Genomic DNA, 21,410 nt, shown 5'->3' with positions numbered 1-21,410 from the left:
CTTGGCTTTGTCTTTAACTAAACGCAGTAAATTCACATGAAAACGTGGGTAAACCCACCCTTTACACAACGACGGGTTTGTTCACCTCTGTTTGATACTCGATCTGTGCCACACTGGCCTGTGGGGGTGTTTGCCATTTTTGGGTATCAAAGCCCTGACATTTCGGACAAACCGCAGACCACTGGGCGCTCACATCCCCGCAACTGTCACACACCCACGCCGGATTGGACGGGGCTTCGGTTGCTTTGCGCAGCCATTCACGCGCCCCGCTGAGATCCCCATTTTCGGTTTCAACCAATTCGGCCATCAAGGCATAAACACGCGCACTTGGCGCTTCGATCAACAAGGTTTCCAACTCGTCCCGCGCTTCTCCCCACAATTGGGCCTCAAGTGCAGCACGTGTAATAATCACGCGGCTTTCCACATGTTGACGGTATTTACCTGCCAATTTTTCAGCCAGACGAACCCGTTTCAAGGCATCGGGTTCCCCCTGTAAATCCTGATAGAGATCATAAAGGGCAGGGTGAGGATTACGCATCCACATTTCTTCGATCACACTGATTGCCTTGCGGACCTTATTGGTTTGTGCCAACAAACGGGCCAACTCCTGCGTTGCCGGGATCAAGGTACTGTCCAGTTTCAAGGCCTGACCCAGCAATTTTATAGCCGCTTCAATCTGGCCTTCGCTTTCAGCCTGTTTGGCCCGTTCCACCATCAAGACAGCTTTTTGACGAATGCCTTTATCCCCATCAACCTGCTTATTCTTGATTAATCCAGCCAAGGTATTTTCGGCTTCTGCCCATTGTGCTTTTTCCAGTTGCAGTTCAAACAAATTACGCGACAACCATTCGGTTTTCGGTTTTAAACGATACATCTGTTTGGCCAGTTTCAAGGCTTCTTCATTGTCACCGCGCGCAATAGCCTGATTCAACAAACCGCGCAAACCCAAAAATTCCATCCCCTTGGTTTGCGACATTTCATCAAAGAAACGGGTCGCGGCCTTATCGTCCCCTTCCAACTGTGCGGCTTGCGCCGATAACAACATGGTCAAGGACGGGTCTTCCAAAAGGCTGTCTGCTTTACGGGCATGTTTGCGCGCTTCCTGCGTGTCACCGGCGGCAACCGCAACCATGCCTTTGGTTAGAGCGTCATATCCTTTATGGGTGCGTTGTTCTTTTCGATAACTGCCAAATGCCTTGGGACTGCGGCGCATAAACAACCAACCACGATAAACCAGGGCACAGATGCCGATCACAATCAAGGTTGCAATCAAGGCCAAAATAATTGGCACATCAACAATCAGCCCCTGCCATTCAATCGAAACATGACCGGGATTTTCAGCAAACCAAATCCCGATTGCCACCAGCACCAACAGCAACACAATATATTTAACAATGCGGCTAAACATTATCCCTGTCCCCCTGCAGTTGCCAATAAGGACAAGATATGGGCTTGGATCAACGACAAGGTTTCATCACCTTTCAGGCGGGCGTCCACCGCATTAATCCACGGAGTTGCGGCCTCCAGCGGCTTACCTTGCAACTGACGCAATTCCCCAATCGCCCCGGTAAAATCACCTGCGCGTACATTATGTTCGGCGCGCGCCACAATTCCCAATGGACCTTCGCCGTCCAGATTGCCCGGTGCGTTGCGAATTGTTACCAATGAGGTAATATTTTTAACCGTTTGTTCGACCCATCCAGCACTTTCGGGTACAGCACTGGCGCGCACAATATCATTGGCGTTTTTTTCAAAAGAGGCTTGCAAAGAACTGTAAGAGGCCAAGCCTGTTTCTGCGTGACTTTGCAATTTTTGCACCGCCTCTTCCAACACCACATCACCTTGGGCCAGAACGGACAGGGCTTGTAATTCCGCACTATAAGGTGTGGAGGTTTGCAAACGTTGACGCAGGACACTTAGCCCCGCGATTAGGGCTTGGGCATTTTCCCCGCTGCTGCGCGCTTCAATCCGTGCGGCTTCCACATCGCTTAGGCGGACATTTAATTCCTGCACCAGTTGGCTGAGACGCTGGTTTTCTTCCTGCAAGGGGGTTAAATCCTGCGTTCCACTGCCTTCTACGGCTTCCAGACGGGCGGCAAGCTCTTTAAATTCTGCTAACTTTTCTTCACTACCATTACCAATTTGAATAGTAGAAACGTTTTCTTTCAAACTGTTAAGGCTATTTTCAAGTTCCGCAATGCGATCCAACAAGGGTTGAACATCAACCGATTGTACAGAAGGTGCAGGCTTATTTTCCAGAGCCTGTATTCGATCCACAAGGGCTTGCACATCTTCACTAGATACTTGCGCCTGGGTCGAAACTGTTTCGATATTCAATGTCTCGGCAATTTGCGCTTTGATTTTCGGCACCCACATATTTTGCGTGAAATAGGCCCCCGTCCCACCTGCAGCTAAAATCAGGACACCGGCAGCAATGGCTTTGGCCTTAAACGACCCTTTCTTTTTCACCGGCTCGTTCTTTTTCGCATTCAGTGCTTTTTCAACCGGGTCTTCTGTTTTAGGCGGTGTTTTGACATCTTTAGACGCTTCACCCGGTTTAACTTTCTCATCCGGCTTTGTTGTATTGTCTTTTGAACTTTCCGGCTTTTTCTCCGGTTCTTTAATTTTTACCTCTTCGGCTTTTACATCGATCACCTTCGGATCAGCTGCTTTCTTGTCGTCTTTTTTCTCAGTCATCTTCTCATCCTCGGGTTCGCCAATGATTTTGAGCAAGGCCTCCTGATCCGGCGTGGCCGCAATTTTTATGTCTTTAAATGCCAGATGTTTGATTTTTGACGCAACCGCCTCGCTAAGTCCATAGGCGAGCATATTTTTTATGTCATTTTTCAAACCGTCTTGTTCAATCAACTCGGCAAAAGAGGCCGCTGTACGTGGGGAATAAAGCAAAACGCCGTCAATCTTTCCGGCTTTGATCTCGGCTTTTAACGGATCGCTAAACTGCGTAACTTTATCGGCACGATATAAAACGGCCCGATCAAAATCGAATCCGTCTTTTTCAAGCAAGCCTTTTAAATCCCCGGCAACGCTGGAACCCGCGATATGCAACAGCTTGCCTTTTTCTGGCATGCATTTTTCGCGCACCAGTTTTGCCAGTGCAATCACATCACCTTCGGCACTATCCACATGCTTAAAACCGGCCTCTTGTGCCGCTTCTGCAGAAGCCGCCCCCACAGACAAGACATGAAAAGAACGGCGTTTATCAGCCTGTGCAAAGGCACGCACCCCGTTAGCGCTGGTCACCAACAGGGCTTGAATATCGGATACTTTATAATGTTTAAGCTGCTTTTCCCCGTCCGGCTCTGCCACAATTTCCAGCAGAGGAAAAAGGACGGCTTCATGCCCTTTTTCCTTCAGAAGCATCACAAGAGACGCGGCATCTTCTTTCGGACGCGTGACCAACAAACGCATGCTAAACCCCTTTCAATCCCCATTTGAGTCTAAAACTCGTTATCGGGGAGTGTACTAGGCTTGCGTTGCTTCCGCTAGAAAATCTACGCCGGCACGGTCTTTTAACTCTTGTCCCGCTTTCGTACCCAATCCATCCGGGTCGTTGATCGGACCACGCATTTCATTGGTCAAAACTTCCGTACCATCCGGTTTGGCAATCAACCCACGCAAAACGATCTCATCACCTTCAATAATCGCAAGGGCGGCAATCGGTGTGCGGCACGAACCATCCAGAATACGCAGTAACGCACGTTCGGCTTCGATCCGAGTTGCAGATTGCGGACAATGTAGCGGTTCGAGATATTTTTTCATGCGTTCGTCATTACTGCGACAGCTGATCCCGATAGCCCCTTGTGCAACAGCCGGTAAAATCTCGTCTTCTTCAATGATAGAGGTAATCACATCTTCGCTTTTCAAACGGCGCAAACCTGCATTTGCTAACAAAGTTGCATCTACAATGCCCTCATTTAATTTACGCAAGCGGCTTTGCACATTGCCGCGAAATGTAATCACTTCTAGATGCGGATAACGGGCCTTGATTTGGGCCTGACGACGCAAAGAAGCCGAACCGATAACCGAACCTTCCGGCAAATCAGCCAAACATTTGGCTTTATTGGAAATAAAAACATCACGCACGTCTTCACGCGGCAAGACACAAGGTAAATCAATACCATCGGGCAACCACGTCGGAACATCTTTCATGGAATGTACCGCAATGTCAATGCGGCCTTCCAGCTGCGCATCGTCGATTTCCTTGGTAAACAAACCTTTACCGCCAATTTCAGACAGGGGACGGTCCAAAATCATGTCGCCCGTGGTTTTAATCACTTCGATTTCAATAATGCCTTCTCCGCGCAGTTCTTCATGTGCGGCCTGCAAACGATCACGTGTTTCGTGCGCTTGTGCCAGGGCAAGGGGGCTACCACGGGTTCCGATAACGATTTTGGGCTGATCCGACATAATGAAGTCTCTATTTCTGAATGTTGAATTAAGTAAACTGTAACGTTAAAGACTGCCTACAAGACAATTGCGACATCTTTAAGACAAAAAATCATGTAATACCAAATCTCATAAGGTTTGACCTATATGATCGGATAAAAATTAAACGCAGGTTAGGAACGGATTATGCGGTTGTGTTATTCACAATAAATAATGCGTGACGACTCCTGCGTTTAATTTTCCCCGACCCGAAGGGTGAGTTTATTTAAAGGCGCTGTCTCGTCAATTTGTTTAACCGATGCACCGCATCGCTTTGCACAAGTTTCCTAACATCGCCTTTAAATAAATCTCATCATATAGGTCAAACCTTATGAGATTTGGTATAAAATCCATAATTCTTTTTAAACCTGAAAACCCTGTGTTTGGTCAAAAGCCATTTGTCTTTTAAGCGGGCGAGGGCTAAAACGGGCGAACAACAAAACCATAAAGGATTGTTTTTCGATGATAGTGCTTGGCATTGAAACAAGCTGCGATGAAACCGCTGCCTCGGTCGTGACCGATCAGGCCAATGGGGACGCACGTATTCTATCCAACGTGGTTTTATCCCAACTGGATGAACATCGTCCTTATGGCGGGGTTGTCCCGGAAATTGCCGCACGTTCCCACCTTGACCATATCGACCGCATTGTGGATGAAGCCATGCGTGAAGCCGATGTTTCATTTAGCGATCTTGATTGTGTCGCCGCAACGGGTGGGCCGGGTCTGATCGGCGGTGTTATTGTCGGGGTGATGACTGCCAAGGCGATTGCATTGACCCACAATAAGCCCTTTGTCGCCGTCAACCATCTGGAAGGCCATGCCCTGACCGTGCGGCTCAGTGAACAGGTTGAATTCCCTTATCTTTTATTACTGGTGTCCGGTGGGCATTGTCAGCTTTTGGCCGTGGAAGGCATTGGTAAATATAAACGTCTGGGCACCACCATTGATGATGCACTGGGTGAAGCTTTTGATAAATCCGCTAAATTGCTGGGATTGGGATATCCCGGTGGTCCCCATGTGGAAAAAGCTGCAGCCCTGTCTGAAAATCCTGAACGTTTTAACCTACCACGCCCCATGAAAGGCAAACCTGGCTGTGATTTTTCTTTTTCCGGCCTGAAAACGGCGGTGCGCCAAACTGCAGAAAAATTGCCACCCGGCCCGTTCAAAGACGAAGATTTAAACGATCTGTGCGCGGCTTTTCAAATTGCGGCCGCTGACACACTGGTTGATCGCTGCACACGCGCCCTTAAAATGTTTAAACGCGATTATCCAAACGGGAATACGCTGGTGGTTGCCGGTGGCGTTGCCGCCAACAAGGCAATCCGCGAACGCCTGAGCCAAATGTGTGACAAACATAAAATGGCAATGGTCGCCCCACCCTTGAAATTATGTACAGACAACGGGGCCATGATTGCTTGGGCCGGACTGGAAGCTTTCAAGGCAGGACAGCGCGACACACTGGATTTTGCCCCACGCCCACGTTGGCCCTTGGACCCCGATGCCCCCAAAGCGGCTTATGCCGGAGGGAAAAAGGCATAAAGCGCAAATAAAAAAGGGCCTGCGCAAATACACAGGCCCTTTTCCGTCAGACTTAAAGGCTTACAGGATAAACTTGGAAAGATCGGTGTCTTTTGCCAATTCACCGACGCTTTCCTTCACCATGTCGCGTGTGATAACAATTTCTTCTCCACTGCGGTCCGTTGCAGTAAAACTGATTTCTTCCAACAGACGTTCCAGAACAGTGTGAAGGCGGCGTGCTCCGATATTTTCCACATTTTGATTGATCTCTGCGGCTTGCGTCGCAATTTCATCAATTGCACCGTCATCAAATTCCAACGTAACATCTTCGGTCCCGATCAAAGCCACATATTGCTTGATCAAGCTGGCTTCCGGTTCCGTCAAAATGCGTTTGAAATCTTCCTGTGTCAAAGCCGACAACTCGACACGGTTGGGCAGACGACCTTGTAATTCCGGCAATAAATCACTGGGTTTTGCCACATGGAACGCACCAGAGGCAATAAACAGGATATGATCGGTTTTGACTGTACCGTGTTTCGTGGTCACCGTCGTACCTTCCAACATGGGCAGAAGATCACGTTGCACACCTTCACGAGACACATCACCGCCTGCCTTGTCCGAACGTGTTGTGATTTTATCAATCTCATCAATAAAGACGATCCCGTTATTTTCAACAGAATGCAGGGCTTCGCTAACGACTTTATCGTTATCCAGCAATTTATCGGCTTCTTCATCCAGTAACAGACCGTAACTGTCTTCAACCGTAACTTTGCGTTTTTTACGACGACCGCCAAAGGCATCACCAAACATATCGCCTAAATTCAACATGCCCATTTGCGCACCCGGCATACCGGGGATATCCATTGTCGGCATAGACAGGGATGAATTATCGGCCAACTCCAGCTCGATCTCACGATCATCAAGCTTGCCTTCGCGCAACATCACGCGAAATTTCTGGCGTGTTTCAGCCGAAGCACTATCGCCCACCAAAGCATCCAACACACGTTCTTCTGCGGCAATTTCCGCCTTGGCCCGAACGTCTTTTTTCATCTTTTCGGAAACGATATGAATGGCACTTTCGACCAGATCACGGATCATTTGTTCCACGTCGCGCCCGACATAGCCGACTTCGGTAAATTTGGTGGCTTCTACCTTAATAAACGGGGCTTGTGCCAGCTTGGCAAGGCGACGAGCAATTTCCGTTTTACCCACACCGGTCGGGCCGATCATCAAAATATTTTTCGGCAAAACTTCGTCGCGCATGGGGTTTTCCAACTGCTGACGACGCCAGCGCGAACGCAAGGCAACGGCAACCGCGCGCTTGGCGTTTTTTTGACCGATGATAAAACGATCTAATTCCGAAACAATTTCACGGGGGCTGAAGTTTGTCATAATTTACAGAGTCTCTACAGTCAGGTTGTTATTGGTATAAACGCAAATATCGGCCGCAATGCCCATCGCTTTGCGCGCCATTTCTTCAACGCTCATATCTTCACGGTCCACCAGCGCACGCGCTGCGGACAAGGCGTAATTCCCACCAGATCCAATGGCAATCACCCCATCTTCGGGTTCCAACACATCGCCGGTTCCGGTTAAAACGAGGGAAACATCCTTATCCACCACAATCATCATGGCTTCCAGCTTGCGCAAATAACGGTCCGTGCGCCAGTCTTTGGCCATTTCCACGCAGGCGCGCGTCAACTGGTTGGGATATTGTTCCAACTTGCCTTCCAATCGTTCAAACAAGGTAAAGGCATCGGCGGTTGCACCGGCAAAACCGACTATCACCTTACCACCGGCCAGTCGACGGACTTTGCGAGCATTACCTTTTAAGACCGTCTGGCCCAGACTGACCTGACCGTCACCGGCAATAACAACTTCGTCGCCTTTTCGAATGGAAAGAATAGTCGTTCCGCGCCAACCGGGGAACTTGTGATCTTGTGACATGGAATTATCCCGTTTTTTGATTGCATGCTTGCGGATTTGGCCGGATTTGACCGCTTTGTCAAGTGGTAGCCGTCCGCTTGAACAGATAGACAAGGTCAAACTTGTTCATTTCGAACATAAAGCCTTCATTTAACAAATAACTGAACATTTTACGGACCGCTTCCATCCCGGTATTAAAGGGATGTACCTCCAGACAAATGGTCTGAACCGAAGATAGATCCATAGACGGCAAAACGTTTACTTCGGCCCCTTCAATATCCATAATTAAATAGGTTGGCTGGATTTCATCCATTGCCTTTTTGATATTGTGGACTTCAATTTCCACCCGTTGCGCATCTGCAATCGGGCTCAGTGATGCGCCCCAAAAATCATCCGGGATATAGAAATCCGCCTTTCCATCAAAGGCCCCCAGCAAGGCATTGCGCACATGAAAGTCAACGCCATTGATCTTTCTATTATGTTCAATAATTTCAATCAGTTTTGGGTTAGCTTCATAAGAATAAAGACGATCTTTGTCTTTTAAAATACCCGCACAGACGCAGGACACATATCCCATCCCAGCCCCGATTTCCAAAACGGTATCTTGCGGCGTCAAAGTCGCAAAAATTAACTCGCGTTCCTCAGCTTCATATTTACCACGTGCAATATAACCACGGATATTATCGGAGATCGTCGGATTGGAAACATCCAGCTTGGCACCGGGGAGTTCTGCAACAGTTTTCAGCTTGTGTTTCAGCAAAAACTTGTTCAATCGCTTTTTCATACTGGAAAGCCGTCCCAAAAGATGTGTAATTTCCTTTGGTGATAATTGTATTTTCCCCCTTTTGCAACTATCTTGGGCCAAATAAACTCATTAACCCTTAAGGATTTTGGTGTATAAGCGTTCCATATCCAATTTTTATTAAGTCGTGGAGATCAAAGACCATGCGCACTGCATCCGTCGCGCGAAAGACCGCTGAAACCGATATTGCCGTTGAACTGAACCTGGACGGCAGCGGCGAGTATGATATTCAAACCGGGATCGGCTTTTTCGATCATATGCTGGAACAACTGTCTCGCCACGGCCTGATTGATCTGAAAATTCGCTGCACAGGTGATCTCCATATCGACGCACACCATACGGTCGAAGATGTGGCGCTGGCCTTAGGTGAAGCCTTTTCCCAAGCCTTAGGGGATCGCAAAGGCATCACGCGATACGGCAGTGAATATATCCCGATGGATGAAACACTGGTGCGTTGCGCGCTGGATCTGTCAAACCGTCCCTATCTCGTCTGGAAAGTCAATTTCAGCCAAGACCGCTTGGGCGAACTGGATACAGAAATGTTTCAACATTTCTTCCAGTCTTTTGCTTTCAAGGGCGGGATCAGCATGAACGTGGCCATGATTGACGGCGATAACAACCACCATATCGCCGAAGCCTGTTTCAAGGCCTTGGCCCGTGCATTGCGCAAAGCCGTTGAAATCGACCCGCGTAAATCTGACGCAATCCCCAGCACCAAAGGCGCGCTGTAACATAAAATTGGGAGGTTATAACCCCATGACACTGACCCTTTATTCCGATCAGGGTTCCGGCAATTGCTATAAAGTGCGCTTGCTGATGCATCAACTTGGTTATGATCTTGATATCATCGAAGTCGATGTCGCCGGTGATGAATGCCGTACACCTGAATTCAAAGCCATTAACCCGTTGGGCAAAGTCCCGACAATGGTATTGGACGAGGGCATGGTTCTCTCAGAATCCAACGCGATTTTGCTGCATTTCGCCGATGAGACCCAATATATGCCGATGGATCATTTTGATAAATCACTCATGTTTCAATGGCTGTTCTGGGAACAATACAGTCACGAACCTGCAATCGCGGTGGCCCGTTATGCCATGCATTATTTGGGCAAAACCCAAAAAGAAGACCCGCGCCTGCCGCAATTGTGGGAAAAGGGCTATGGCGCACTGGATATGATGGAAAACCATCTTAAAGACAAAACGTTCTTTGTAGCGGAACGTTATTCCATTGCTGATATTGCCTTATTTGCCTACACCCATGTGGCCCATCAAGGTGGATTTGATCTGAACAATTATTCCCATGTACGAGCCTGGATTGAACGGGTGAAAAGCCAGCCCCGCTGGAAACCGATGGACGAGATTTAAGCCATGAAGCTTTACACCGTCCATATACAAAAATACGGCATCGACCCCGCGCCCGATATCCGCCTTGTCAAAGAAGGTTTTAACTGGGCGGCTTTCATCTTTTCCGTGCTCTGGGCACTGGTAAAAGGCTATTGGTGGGTCAGTGCCGGTATTTTCGGTGTTTCCATCGTGATTAGTTTGCTTTTGGGCCTGTTTGGGCTTGATCTTTTCGGGCAAGCTGTGGTCAATATCGCTTTCAATCTGTTGGTAGGTGTATATGCTAACGATCTGGCGCGCTGGACATTAAAACGGCGTGGCTTTATGGAAGAAGATGTGGTCAGCGGCGTTTCGTACGATCATGCATTACGCAGCTATATCGCCACACTTCAAACAGAATAGAAATGGGCTAAAAGACGATCATGTCTGTTGTCATTATTGATTATGGGTCGGGCAATCTGCGTTCGGCTGAAAAATCCTTTGAACGTGCTGCACGCGAGGCGGGCCTTGGCCTTGATGTGTTGGTTTCCAACAACCCCGACGATGTCCGCAACGCAGACCGCGTGGTCCTGCCGGGTGTTGGCGCCTTTGGGGATTGCGCCCAGGGTCTGCGCAAGCTTGATGGTATGCTCGACGCATTAAACGAAGCCGTCCATCAACAGGGAAAACCGTTTATGGGGATCTGCGTTGGTATGCAATTGATGGCAACACGCGGGCTGGAACATGGCACTTATGACGGTCTCGGTTGGATTGACGGTGAAGTCGTCGCCATTGAACCGGACGATCAAAGTTTGAAAATCCCGCACATGGGCTGGAACGAACTCAGTTTTGAAGACAATAGTCACCCGCTGCTGACCGATTTGCCGCATGCGAATGTCTATTTTGTGCACTCTTATCAATTTAAAACGGCCAATCCGGCACACCAACTTGCAACTGTTGGATATGGCGGTGATGTGACGGCTGTTGTCGGCAAAGACAATATGGTGGGCACCCAGTTCCACCCGGAAAAAAGCCAAGCCATCGGCCTGAAAGTCATTACCAATTTCTTGAAGTGGAAACCCTGAGATGAACCTTTATCCTGCAATCGACCTGAAAGACGGCAATTGCGTCCGCCTTCTACGTGGCGAAATGGATGCAGCAACCGTTTTTAACGACGACCCCGGCGCACAAGCCGCCCAGTTTGTCAAAGATGGATGCGAATGGGTTCATATTGTTGATCTCAACGGCGCGTTTGAAGGCAAACCGGTCAACGAAGATGCTGTCATCCAGATCGTCACCGCCGTTGACGGCAAGGCCCAGACCCAATTGGGTGGTGGCATTCGCACCTTTGAAACGATAAAACGCTGGCTCGATCTGGGGATCACCCGGGTTATTTTAGGTACCATTGCGTTGCGTGATCCTGATTTTGTTATCGAAGCCTGCAAACGTTTCCCCGGTCAGGTCGCCGTCGGTATTGATGCACGCGATGGCTATGTTGCCGTTGAAGGTTGGGCAGAAGTTTCCGAAGTCAAAACATTAGACCTCGCCCTGAAATTTGAAGATGCCGGGGTTGCGGCCATCATCTTTACCGATATCAGCCGTGACGGGGCGATGCAGGGGCCAAACCTTGAAGCCACAAACGAATTGGCCGCTGCCATTTCCACACCGGTTATTCTGTCCGGCGGGGTGTCTTCGATGGATGATATTCACGCCATCAAGGAAAAAGGCGTTGCCAATCTGGACGGGGCCATTTCCGGTCGCGCCATTTATGATGGAAAAATCAATGTGGCAGAGGCCATGAAAGTCTTGAAAGGCTAGGGGAAAACCATGCTGAAAGTAAGAATTATCCCCTGTCTGGACGTTGCAAACGGACGTGTGGTCAAGGGCGTTAATTTCGTTGATTTGATCGATGCCGGTGATCCAGTGGAACAAGCCAAGGTCTACGATGCCGCCGGTGCGGATGAACTGACTTTTCTGGATATCACCGCCACACATGAAAATCGCGATACCATTTATGATGTGGTGCGACGCACCGCAGAACAGTGTTTTATGCCTTTGACCGTTGGCGGTGGCGTGCGCACGGTTGATGATATCCGCAAACTGTTGTTGGCAGGTGCCGATAAAGTCTCGATTAACTCGGCGGCTGTTACGCGACCTGAATTTGTAAAAGAAGCCTCGGAAAAATTCGGTGCGCAATGTATCGTCGTTGCCATTGATGCCAAATCGGTCGAACCGGGAAAGTTCGAAATTTTCACCCATGGTGGACGCAAGGAAACCGGAATTGATGCGGTTGAATGGGCCAAAAAGATGGAAGCCTATGGCGCGGGTGAAATCCTGCTGACATCAATGGATCGGGACGGCACAAAAATCGGTTTCAATCTAGAACTGACACGCGCTATTGCCGATGCGGTTCGCATTCCGGTCATCGCTTCGGGCGGGGTTGGTAATCTGGATCACTTGGTCGAAGGTGTCACAGAAGGCCATGCCTCAGCCGTTCTTGCTGCTTCCATCTTCCATTTTGGGACATATACAATCCGCGAAGCCAAAGAACATATGGCAAAAGCCGGTATTGCGGTGAGGTTGGATCAATGACAAACGCAACTGTACTTGATCAGCTTTATCAAACCATTGCCGCGCGCAAAGGTGCAGATCCCAGCCAGTCTTATACCGCCAAACTTTTTGCCAAAGGGCGCAATAAAATCGCCCAAAAAGTCGGCGAAGAAGGCGTGGAATGTGTGATCGCCGCCCTAAGTGAAGGCAATGATAAACTTGTTTCAGAAAGCGCCGATCTGTTTTACCATCTTCTGGTTCTTTGGGCAGAAACGGGTGTGAAACCTGAAGAAATTTGGGCCGAACTTGCCAAACGCGAAGGTATTTCCGGTCTGGATGAAAAAGCCGCGCGAACCGAAACATAAAATAAGGAAGTCCCCCATGCCGCATTTGGTCGTTTCATATGCAAAACCATTGGAAAAGAAAATCGACATCCAGAATTTGGTACAGGAAGTCTGGAATGGTGCTGATGAGTCAGGTCTTTTTACCCCTGGTGCCATTAAGACCCGTGCTTTACCCGTAGAACATTATGTTACAGGCGGCAATGATACCTTATTTGTCCATGTGGATTTTAAGCTTTTTGTCGGGCGCACAGACGAACAAAAACAACATATGAACAAATGCGTTTTTGACCGTATCGCCAATCTGGTCGATGAGGATGTCGCCATCAGCATCCTGCCCATTGATATGGATACGCCAAACTATCTGAAACGCGGATAAGTCACTCTAAAAAAAGCGCTGGAATATATTATTTCCAGCGCGCACACCAGCTTTGCAACATCAAAATATCCCACAGGTGATATTGCCAGTTCTGCTGACCGCTTTGATGTTCCTGCCATTTTTGCAAGATAAGCCTTTTATCCAACAAATCGTTCTCCATATGTAACAAATCACCCGCCCAGTCCTTGAGGGGACCGCGCAGCCATTGATCAATGGGAACGCCGAAGCCCATTTTCGGGCGTTCGATCAATTCTTTCGGGACATATTTATAAAGAACCTGACGCAAAATCCATTTGCCCTGTCCGTCATGGATTTTGAAGTCTTTTGGCAAACGCCAGGCAAATTCCACAAGACGATGGTCCAGCAATGGAACGCGCGCTTCCAATGAAACCGCCATACTCGCCCGATCCACTTTGGTCAAAATATCATCAGGCAAGTAAGTCAGAACATCCAGATATTGCATCCGTTCAATCAGATCAGGCACAAGACTTTTACTATGTTCAGACCAGATCGGGCCATCACGGCGTTCTGTTACGCCCCTGACCAGCTTGTCCGGTTCCCCCCAATGGCTGACCAAATGGGGGTAAAGGTCATCCAGATCACCGCCTAACAACCCCGCCAGTTTTTGCACCTTATTGCTCGGCTGCGCTGGTCGTTTTGATTTGGGAACAAAATTAAAAACCCCGTCCCAAAAAGCAGGCGGAAAGGCATTCAACGTACCGGCCCCGATTTTGCGCACCATTGCAGGCAGGGTAAAAATCGTCTTGGCATATTTTTGTGCCAGAAAATAACGGTTATAGCCGCCAAATAATTCATCCCCGCCATCCCCGGACAAGGCAACCGTGACATGCTCACGTGTCATTTTTGACACAAGATAGGTCGGGATTTGCGAAGAATCAGCAAAAGGTTCATCATAAAAATCGGGCAGGGACGGAATAACGTCGCGTGCCTCCGTCGGTGTCACATACAGTTCAGTATGATCGGTGCCCAAATGCTTGGCAACTTCGCCGGCATGTACGGCTTCGTTATAACCTTGGTCTTCAAACCCAATAGAAAACGTTTTAACCGGATTTTTAGATTGCGCCTGCATCAAAGCCGCCACCAAAGAAGAATCGATCCCACCGGATAAAAACGCGCCCAGCGGTACATCGGAAATCATGCGCCGTTTAACCGCATCACGGGCGAGTTTTTCCAATTCATCAATCGCCTCAGCACGGCTCATATCCGTTTGATCCTGACCCACGACATCATCCATAGACCAAAACGCCCGGATTACAGGATTGAAATCACGATCAAGGCGCAGAATATGCCCGGCCCTTAATTTCTGCGTATTTTCATATATGCTGTAAGGTGCCGGGATACAGTTATGACGCAGGTAAGAATTCACCGATTGGCGATCTATCTTTTTTTCAAAAGCCGGATGCTGATGAAAGGCCTTAAGCTCGGATGCAAACAACAGGGTTTTATCGTTTAAATACCAATATAGCGGCTTGATCCCCAAACGATCCCGGATCAGATAAAGACACTGTTCGCGCTTATCCCACAAGGCAATGGCAAACATACCGATCAAGCGCTTTACCGTGGCTTCAACCCCCCATTGGGCAAAACCGTTCAAGATCACTTCGCTATCGGAATGACCACGAAATTGATGACCTTGGGCTTCCAGTTCGGGGCGCAAATCATCGGCATTATAAACTTCACCGTTATAAATCATGACAAAGCGTCCGTCATGGGACGTCATGGGCTGATGCCCGGCTTCGCTTAAATCAATAATGGCAAGACGGCGATGGGCCAACCCCAAACCACAGGACGCATCCACCCAGCTGTCCCCACCATCGGGGCCGCGATGAAAAAGCGATTGCCCCATTTTTTGTGATAGGGCAAAGGTTTCTTCAGGTGTGACAACCGCATCAGGGGTAAAAAATCCGGCAATGCCGCACATTATCCGGCCTCACGCTCTTGCATGATCTGCGGTAATTCCCCGACCAGCCCCATTGCAGAACGGGTAAAGAATTTTTTGGCAAAGGGCATTTGTTCCACCAAGGCCAATCCCACATCGCGCACAAAACGCACCGGACCGATATTGTTTGAAAATAATTTCACAAGCGCATCGGTGGAGGCCAACATCAAGTGATTATCAAAATGGCGCCAACGATCATAATCATCCAGCACACGACCCGCCCCGATATCCAGACCGAGATTTTTCGTTTCAATGATCAATTCGGCCAACGCGCAGGCATCGCGTGCCCCCATATTGAACCCTTGTCCCGCCACCGGATGCATCCCGTGGGACGCATCGCCCACCAGCACAAGACGTTGATCAATAGATCGTTTGGCAAATTGTAAAGTCAATGGATAAGACCAGCGCGGACCCACAACCTTAACCTCGCCCAGATAATCGCTAAAGCGTTCCGCCAGTTCTGCGTGAAAATCTTCCTCGCTTAGCCCCATCATCACAGGGGCATTGCGGCTGGTTTCCGTCCAGACGATCGAGGAACGGTGACCCGGCATGGGCAGGATAGCAAACGGGCCAGAAGGGCAGAAATGTTCTTGCGCCACATTCAAATGCGGTTTTTCTGTTTCTACCGTTGTCACAATCGCGGTTTGATCATACGACCATTTGGTCAAATCAATATTGGCACTACGGCGCACCCATGATCCACGCCCGTCGGCACCGACAACCAATTTTGCTTCAATCGTTGTGCCGTCACTTAAAACCGCATCAACTTTGGCAGCACTTCGTTCCAGTTTTTCCACACGCACCGGGGCCAGATAGGTCGCATGCTCCATTTGCGGCACGACCTTTAACAGGGCGTTGCGCACCGTGCGATTTTCCAACATATAACCGAACGGCACACCGACCAGATCAAGGGAGTCAAAATGTAAAAATAACGGTGATTGACCATCGGTCACATGAATATCTTCGATGACACCGGCTTCAGCTTCCATATGCTCCCACAAACCAAGGGCAACAAAGGCATTGTGAACAGACCGGGCAATCGCTGAACATCGACCATCATATTGGGCATTCAACAGGGTTTTTGGATCATCGGCATCCACAACCACCACATCGACCCCGCCACGCGCCAGCGCACATGCCGCCAGACCGCCAACCAATCCGCCACCGACAATCAGAACGTCCGTTTTCAGATGCTGTGACATGGGAATCCTTTTTTGTCGCTCAAACCGTTCCAAACTTATGGGATTTTTTTTCATCAATGTCTAGGCTGTAAACTCATAACTGAAAATCAAAATATCCGTTGTAACTGGTTTTGATATCCAGCGTCGTTCCCGTTTGCAGCGGCGGGCGTTTCAGTAAAATTTGCGCGGCTTCTCGCCAATGACTGTCCGGTGCCGGATCTCTTGTTGATAAAACATGACCTTCATCCAACTGTAGTTCAAACCACAATAAGATGGCGTCAGCTTGGCCTTCTTTAATCACAGAAACCGTTGCCAAGGTATTGAAACGGGTTGAGAGCGGTTGTTCAAAATCAAACGCTTTGACCAAAAAGGGCGTACTTAAAACCTGATGATACGGGCTGTCCTGCGGACCCAATAAGGCCTCTTTATATAAAAGGGGATGGGATAAAACATTCATGGCGCTAAGGTCAAAGCCATTCACGGTTTCGATATGATGAAAGCGCTGCAGATGATCACATTCAATTAACGCCCCATATAAACGCGCCCCTTGAGGGACAACACGGGCCGTCGGTTTTAATAATTCTGCCCGTGCATGGGCGATACTGGGCAAGGCCCCTTCGCCAACAAGCGCACGGTCAAAAATTTCTGTCACCAGCACATCACACTTTTGCGGGAGATCCTGTCCCAGAACCGCATGGGTTGAATGTTTAGCAATAACCGTAATTTTATCTGCAAATCCGTTTTGCGCAATCACATCGCGTGCCAATTGGGCGATCATGGGTTGGGCTTCGAATGCATACACATGGGCCGCACCGGCGCGCGCCGCCATCATCGCCAACAAACCGGACCCGGTACCGATATCCAGAACAATATCGCCTGGACAAACCTGGGCATTGATCGCCGCTTCATAAAGATCATTGCGGCGTTGATCTGCCAACATGGGCAAGTGCCAGCCGGGAAACAACTGACTGGCGACCTGTCCGCGCATATAGGTCAGATCATGACTATTTTCAAAACGTTCTTCCGCAGACCGTAAAACCACCAGCGCTTTTTCTTTTTTGCCTAAGAAAAAAAGGACATGCGCCAATTGGACATAGGCCTGTCGCATGGTCGGATCAGATGCGAGAACTTTTTCATAATAAGTTTCAGCCTGATCAAAATCTTTTTCTTCTTCCGCAACCGTCCCAAGATAATAGTTCAACGGTGCATGGGAGGGATCAAGATCCAAGGCTTCCAATAAAAACCGCTTGGCCTCCTTATATCGGCCTTGCGCGAAATGATTGGTACCTTGCTTAAAAAGCTCTTTAAATGCATCGGACATATTAGGTTGGCGCTCGTAACGTTCAGATTGAACTGACAGGATATTCAATTGGGTATGCCTTGTCATATTTAATTGAAACAAATACCCTAAAAATATTGATTAAATTTTATGCACATACCTTTTAATGATTAAATTATAGGCATTTTAATTGTGCAATATTTCATCATTTTTCTAAAACAGCGTTATAAGTCATTGTTTTTATGGACTTTTAAAAGTTGGCACGATCCTTGTAGTAGAAGAGGCAAGAGCATTTAAGCTTTTGTTTTGAATCAAGTTATTCAGTTTCTCGTTATTAGGAGAGTGCAAAATGAAAATGGTAATGGCCGTCATCAAGCCCTTCAAGCTTGACGATGTTCGCGAAGCCCTCACACAATTAGGTGTGCACGGCTTAACCGTTTCCGAAGTTAAAGGCTTTGGTCGACAAAAAGGGCAAACGGAAATCTATCGCGGCGCAGAATATGTCGTGAACTTCCTGCCAAAAGTCAAAATTGAAATCGCAACATCCGACGACATGGTTGAAAGCGTTGTGGAAACCATCCGCACCTCTGCTGAAACCGGTCGCATCGGTGACGGTAAAATCTTTGTTTATGACGTTTCCAAAGCCGTGCGCATCCGCACAGGTGAATCAGACGACGAAGCACTTTAAGGAGTTTTGATAATGACTGTGTGGAAAAATTTCTCCAAAATCTCATGGATCGCCCTACTGGGCCTGATCGTCGCCATTGAGCCTGCCTTGGCCGAAGATGCGCCGACAACCGAAGTTCAATATATCCTCAACACCTTCCTCTTTCTTGTTTGCGGCTTTCTTGTCATGTTTATGGCAGCGGGTTTTGCCATGCTGGAATCCGGCCTTGTACGCTCTAAAAACACCGCAACCATCTGTTTGAAAAACATCGTTCTTTATGCGGTTTCCGGCTTTATGTTCTATCTGGTCGGCTACAATCTGCTTTATGCCGGTGTTGATGGCGGCTTTATTGGGTCATTCTCCATCTGGGGACCGGATGACGCAACTGCCCTTGGCGGGGATTTCTCCGGTGGGTATGCGTCTTCTTCTGACTGGTTCTTCCAAATGGTTTTCGTTGCAACCGCAGCGTCCGTTGTTTCCGGCACAGTGGCTGAACGTATCAAATTCTGGCCGTTCCTCGGTTTCGTTGTTGTCCTATCCGGCTTCATCTATCCGGTTATCGCTGCATGGCAGTGGGGCGGCGGCTGGTTGTCTGAAATGGGCTTTGCCGATTTCGCAGGCTCCACGCTGGTTCACTCGACAGGCGGCTGGTGTGCGTTGACCGGTGCCATTATTCTGGGTGCGCGTAAAGGCAAGTATGACGCTGAAGGTCGCGTTGCCCCGATCCCGGGTTCCAACCTGCCGTTGGCAACATTGGGTACATTCATCCTGTGGCTCGGCTGGTTCGGCTTTAACGGTGGCTCACAATTGGCCCTTGGCACAGCAGCTGATGCGATTGCGATTTCCAACATCTTTATCAACACCAATATGTCAGCCGTTGGCGGTACAATCGCTGCAGCCCTTCTGACACAGGTTATTTACAAAAAAGTTGATCTGTCCATGACACTCAACGGCGCCATCGGTGGTCTCGTTTCCATCACGGCTGGCCCGGACACACCGACACTAGCTTCTGCCTTCCTGATCGGTGCTGTTGGCGGTATCATTGTGGTCTTTGTTGTGCCGCTGCTTGATAAACTGAAAATTGACGACGTTGTCGGTGCAATCTCCGCTCACCTGGCATGCGGCATCTGGGGCACAATGATCGTCCCGGCCACCAATGCCGATACCTCATTTGTCACTCAAGCGATTGGCGTTCTCTCCATCGGTGCATTCGTAATCGTTGCGTCTGCTATCGTCTGGACTGTGCTGAAAGTAACAGTTGGCATCCGTTGCTCCGCTGAAGATGAGGAGCTTGGTTTGGATCGTGCTGAATTGGGTATGGAAGCATATCCGGAATTCGGTCGCGGCTCCCAAACTATGTAATCGGCCCTCGATTACAATCATCTCTACCTTCCCAAAGGTCGTCCCGTTACTCTTCATTGAGTAACGGGACTTTTTTTATCCCTATTCTCTTTCAGATTAAAAAATGTGCATAACCTGCATTGATTAAAAATTAGACAGTTATCTGCCTATATGATTAGCAATTGAGCAAATTTTCCCCTGCATATTTATTAACCATTTGCCTGCAAGAATCGGCAGAAAATATAGCACCCACACGAGAAACACAGCATCTGGCATAATTCTTGATTAAAAGGGCACAATCTTCATTTTCAGAAGATCCCTTTCGATTTTGGGACGGCAGGGATCATTGGGCAAAACTAAGGTAGAGAAATTATGGAAACCGTAAAAATTGGTGCAGATGTTTTCTTCGTGCTTATGGGGGCTATTATGGTCCTCGCCATGCACGCGGGCTTTGCATTTTTAGAAGTAGGTACAGTACGTCGCAAAAATCAGGTCAATGCGTTGGTCAAAATCATCGTTGATTTTGCCGTTTCAACCGTTGCTTATTTTTTCGTCGGTTATATGGTCGCTTACGGCGTCAGCTTTCTAGCACCTGCCAGCGTTATTTCAGGAGCAACCGGTGATTTGTTCGCCAAAAGCGGCTTTGATCTGGTCAAATTTTTCTTCCTTTTAACATTTGCCGCTGCCATTCCCGCCATTATTTCCGGTGGCATTGCCGAACGAGCCAAGTTTTTCCCACAACTTATGGCCACAGCCGTTTTAACCGGCCTTGTTTATCCCTTTTTCGAAGGGATTGTCTGGAATGGTAATTTCGGCCTGCAAGGCTGGATTGAAAATTCCTTCGGTGCTGCTTTCCATGATTTCGCCGGTTCCATTGTCGTTCACGCCGTCGGCGGCTGGATCGCGCTTGGGGCTGTTGTTATGTTGGGCGCACGCATGGGACGTTATAAAAAAGACGGTTCCGTCATCGGTATTCCACCCAGCAATATTCCCTTTCTTGCGCTTGGTTCATGGATTTTATGTGTCGGCTGGTTCGGCTTTAACGTTATGTCGGCGCAAAGCCTTGAAGGTGTGACTGGTCTGGTGGCCGTTAATTCCCTGATGGCGATGATCGGCGGCATTTTGACTGCCTTAATCGTTGGTCGTAATGACCCCGGCTTCATTCACAACGGGGCTTTGGCTGGTCTGGTTGCCGTTTGTGCAGGGTCTGACGTCATGCACCCTGTCGGCGCTTTGGCAACGGGTGGCATTGCGGGTGCCTTGTTTGTTTGGGGGTTTGAGCAATGCCAAAACAAATGGAAAATTGATGACGTACTCGGTGTTTGGCCCTTGCACGGCATGTGCGGCCTGATGGGCGGCATTGCCTGTGGCATCTTCGGTCTGGAAGCGTTAGGCGGCATGGGCGGCGTTACCTTTATGGCGCAATTGGTCGGCTCCCTCATCGGGGTTGCCTTTGCCGCCATTGCTGGTTTTGTCGTTTACGGTATCTTGGCAAAAACCGTCGGTATCCGCCTAGAACAAGAAGAAGAGTTCCGTGGTGCAGACCTTTCCATCCACCATATCGGTGCCTACCCGGAAGAAGATCTGACCCAATCCGGACGATAAAACTACCTTAAACCTAAAGTAACCGCTATAACTGAAGAGGTTTAGCGGTTTCTTATATGTCTTATTAAACATTTTATTTGTGTATTTATAATTTA

Annotated in this window: 21 protein-coding genes; 12 read left to right on the top strand and 9 right to left on the bottom strand. The window is 48.7% G+C overall.

Annotated features, from left to right (window positions below):
* Positions 1-61: 61 nt before the first annotated feature.
* Genes ACI0FF_RS01625 through hemC form a run of 3 tightly spaced genes read right to left on the bottom strand, consistent with a single transcriptional unit; the run spans position 62 to position 4,428 of the window.
* A complete protein-coding gene (locus tag ACI0FF_RS01625) occupies positions 62-1,408 on the bottom strand; it encodes a heme biosynthesis protein HemY (RefSeq protein ID WP_419798417.1) in 1,347 nt (448 codons plus the stop codon).
* Positions 1,408-3,429: a uroporphyrinogen-III synthase gene (locus tag ACI0FF_RS01620; protein ID WP_419798416.1), complete on the bottom strand. Its 2,022-nt coding sequence runs from the start codon at positions 3,427-3,429 to the stop codon at positions 1,408-1,410. The genes ACI0FF_RS01625 and ACI0FF_RS01620 overlap by 1 nt, the downstream gene beginning before the upstream one ends.
* A 54-nt stretch (positions 3,430-3,483) precedes the next feature.
* On the bottom strand, positions 3,484-4,428 hold the full coding sequence (gene hemC, locus ACI0FF_RS01615; protein ID WP_419798415.1) for a hydroxymethylbilane synthase: 945 nt from the start codon (positions 4,426-4,428) through the stop codon (positions 3,484-3,486).
* 480 nt (positions 4,429-4,908) lie between these two features.
* Between hemC and tsaD the strand changes: the two genes are divergently transcribed.
* On the top strand, positions 4,909-5,985 hold the full coding sequence (gene tsaD / locus ACI0FF_RS01610) for a tRNA (adenosine(37)-N6)-threonylcarbamoyltransferase complex transferase subunit TsaD (RefSeq protein ID WP_419798414.1): 1,077 nt from the start codon (positions 4,909-4,911) through the stop codon (positions 5,983-5,985).
* A 60-nt stretch (positions 5,986-6,045) separates the two neighbouring features.
* On the opposite strand, the gene hslU is transcribed toward tsaD, so the two are convergent.
* The 3 genes from hslU to ACI0FF_RS01595 are packed head-to-tail and all read right to left on the bottom strand — an operon-like array spanning position 6,046 to position 8,674.
* Positions 6,046-7,356, bottom strand: a complete 1,311-nt coding sequence (gene hslU / locus ACI0FF_RS01605) for an ATP-dependent protease ATPase subunit HslU (RefSeq protein ID WP_419798413.1) — start codon at positions 7,354-7,356, stop codon at positions 6,046-6,048.
* Between the two features lie 3 nt (positions 7,357-7,359).
* Positions 7,360-7,911, bottom strand: a complete 552-nt coding sequence (gene hslV, locus ACI0FF_RS01600) for an ATP-dependent protease subunit HslV (RefSeq protein WP_419798412.1) — start codon at positions 7,909-7,911, stop codon at positions 7,360-7,362.
* Positions 7,912-7,969: 58 nt separating this feature from the next.
* Positions 7,970-8,674 (bottom strand): FkbM family methyltransferase, encoded by a 705-nt coding sequence (locus ACI0FF_RS01595; protein WP_419798411.1) that lies wholly within the window; start codon positions 8,672-8,674, stop codon positions 7,970-7,972.
* A gap of 161 nt (positions 8,675-8,835) precedes the next feature.
* On the opposite strand from ACI0FF_RS01595, the gene hisB reads away from it, so the two are divergent.
* From hisB to ACI0FF_RS01555, 8 genes are read left to right on the top strand one after another with little or no spacing between them, the layout of a single operon-like run.
* On the top strand, positions 8,836-9,423 hold the full coding sequence (gene hisB, locus ACI0FF_RS01590; RefSeq protein ID WP_419798410.1) for an imidazoleglycerol-phosphate dehydratase HisB: 588 nt from the start codon (positions 8,836-8,838) through the stop codon (positions 9,421-9,423).
* 25 nt (positions 9,424-9,448) lie between these two features.
* A complete protein-coding gene (locus tag ACI0FF_RS01585) occupies positions 9,449-10,057 on the top strand; it encodes a glutathione S-transferase family protein (RefSeq protein ID WP_419798409.1) in 609 nt (202 codons plus the stop codon).
* Between the two features lie 3 nt (positions 10,058-10,060).
* Positions 10,061-10,435 (top strand): DUF2628 domain-containing protein, encoded by a 375-nt coding sequence (locus ACI0FF_RS01580; RefSeq protein WP_419798408.1) that lies wholly within the window; start codon positions 10,061-10,063, stop codon positions 10,433-10,435.
* A 20-nt stretch (positions 10,436-10,455) separates the two neighbouring features.
* Positions 10,456-11,097: an imidazole glycerol phosphate synthase subunit HisH gene (hisH, locus tag ACI0FF_RS01575; protein ID WP_419798407.1), complete on the top strand. Its 642-nt coding sequence runs from the start codon at positions 10,456-10,458 to the stop codon at positions 11,095-11,097.
* Position 11,098: 1 nt separating this feature from the next.
* Positions 11,099-11,830, top strand: a complete 732-nt coding sequence (hisA, locus tag ACI0FF_RS01570) for a 1-(5-phosphoribosyl)-5-[(5-phosphoribosylamino)methylideneamino]imidazole-4-carboxamide isomerase (RefSeq protein ID WP_419798406.1) — start codon at positions 11,099-11,101, stop codon at positions 11,828-11,830.
* A gap of 9 nt (positions 11,831-11,839) precedes the next feature.
* On the top strand, positions 11,840-12,604 hold the full coding sequence (hisF, locus tag ACI0FF_RS01565; protein ID WP_419798405.1) for an imidazole glycerol phosphate synthase subunit HisF: 765 nt from the start codon (positions 11,840-11,842) through the stop codon (positions 12,602-12,604).
* Complete coding sequence (locus ACI0FF_RS01560; RefSeq protein ID WP_188662712.1) at positions 12,601-12,927, top strand: phosphoribosyl-ATP diphosphatase; 327 nt, start codon at positions 12,601-12,603, stop codon at positions 12,925-12,927. The genes hisF and ACI0FF_RS01560 overlap by 4 nt, the downstream gene beginning before the upstream one ends.
* A gap of 16 nt (positions 12,928-12,943) precedes the next feature.
* Complete coding sequence (locus ACI0FF_RS01555) at positions 12,944-13,282, top strand: 5-carboxymethyl-2-hydroxymuconate Delta-isomerase (RefSeq protein WP_419798404.1); 339 nt, start codon at positions 12,944-12,946, stop codon at positions 13,280-13,282.
* Between the two features lie 28 nt (positions 13,283-13,310).
* On the opposite strand, the gene asnB is transcribed toward ACI0FF_RS01555, so the two are convergent.
* The 3 genes from asnB to ACI0FF_RS01540 form a co-directional block, all read right to left on the bottom strand.
* A complete protein-coding gene (gene asnB / locus ACI0FF_RS01550) occupies positions 13,311-15,224 on the bottom strand; it encodes an asparagine synthase (glutamine-hydrolyzing) (protein ID WP_419798403.1) in 1,914 nt (637 codons plus the stop codon).
* Positions 15,224-16,444, bottom strand: a complete 1,221-nt coding sequence (locus ACI0FF_RS01545) for a UbiH/UbiF/VisC/COQ6 family ubiquinone biosynthesis hydroxylase (protein ID WP_419798402.1) — start codon at positions 16,442-16,444, stop codon at positions 15,224-15,226. Before ACI0FF_RS01545 ends, asnB begins: the two co-directional genes overlap by 1 nt.
* Before the next feature lie 73 nt (positions 16,445-16,517).
* The gene (locus ACI0FF_RS01540) at positions 16,518-17,792 is read right to left on the bottom strand and encodes a tetratricopeptide repeat protein (RefSeq protein WP_419798401.1); all 1,275 of its coding nucleotides are present in this window, start codon (positions 17,790-17,792) and stop codon (positions 16,518-16,520) included.
* Positions 17,793-18,051: 259 nt separating this feature from the next.
* Between ACI0FF_RS01540 and ACI0FF_RS01535 the strand changes: the two genes are divergently transcribed.
* The 3 genes from ACI0FF_RS01535 to ACI0FF_RS01525 all read left to right on the top strand — a co-directional run bounded on the left by ACI0FF_RS01535 (position 18,052) and on the right by ACI0FF_RS01525 (position 21,315).
* Positions 18,052-18,390 (top strand): P-II family nitrogen regulator, encoded by a 339-nt coding sequence (locus tag ACI0FF_RS01535; protein ID WP_419798400.1) that lies wholly within the window; start codon positions 18,052-18,054, stop codon positions 18,388-18,390.
* Positions 18,391-18,402: 12 nt separating this feature from the next.
* Positions 18,403-19,731 carry an ammonium transporter gene (locus ACI0FF_RS01530; RefSeq protein ID WP_419798399.1) on the top strand — a complete coding sequence of 443 codons (1,329 nt, stop codon included), beginning with the start codon at positions 18,403-18,405 and terminating at the stop codon, positions 19,729-19,731.
* A 351-nt stretch (positions 19,732-20,082) separates the two neighbouring features.
* Positions 20,083-21,315, top strand: a complete 1,233-nt coding sequence (locus tag ACI0FF_RS01525; RefSeq protein WP_419798398.1) for an ammonium transporter — start codon at positions 20,083-20,085, stop codon at positions 21,313-21,315.
* Positions 21,316-21,410 lie beyond the last annotated feature (95 nt).

Source organism: Terasakiella sp. 4MB5A (assembly GCF_050058155.1).
Lineage (GTDB): Bacteria > Pseudomonadota > Alphaproteobacteria > Rhodospirillales > Terasakiellaceae > Terasakiella > Terasakiella halodenitrificans.
This window is presented reverse-complemented; position numbering and strand designations above follow the sequence as displayed.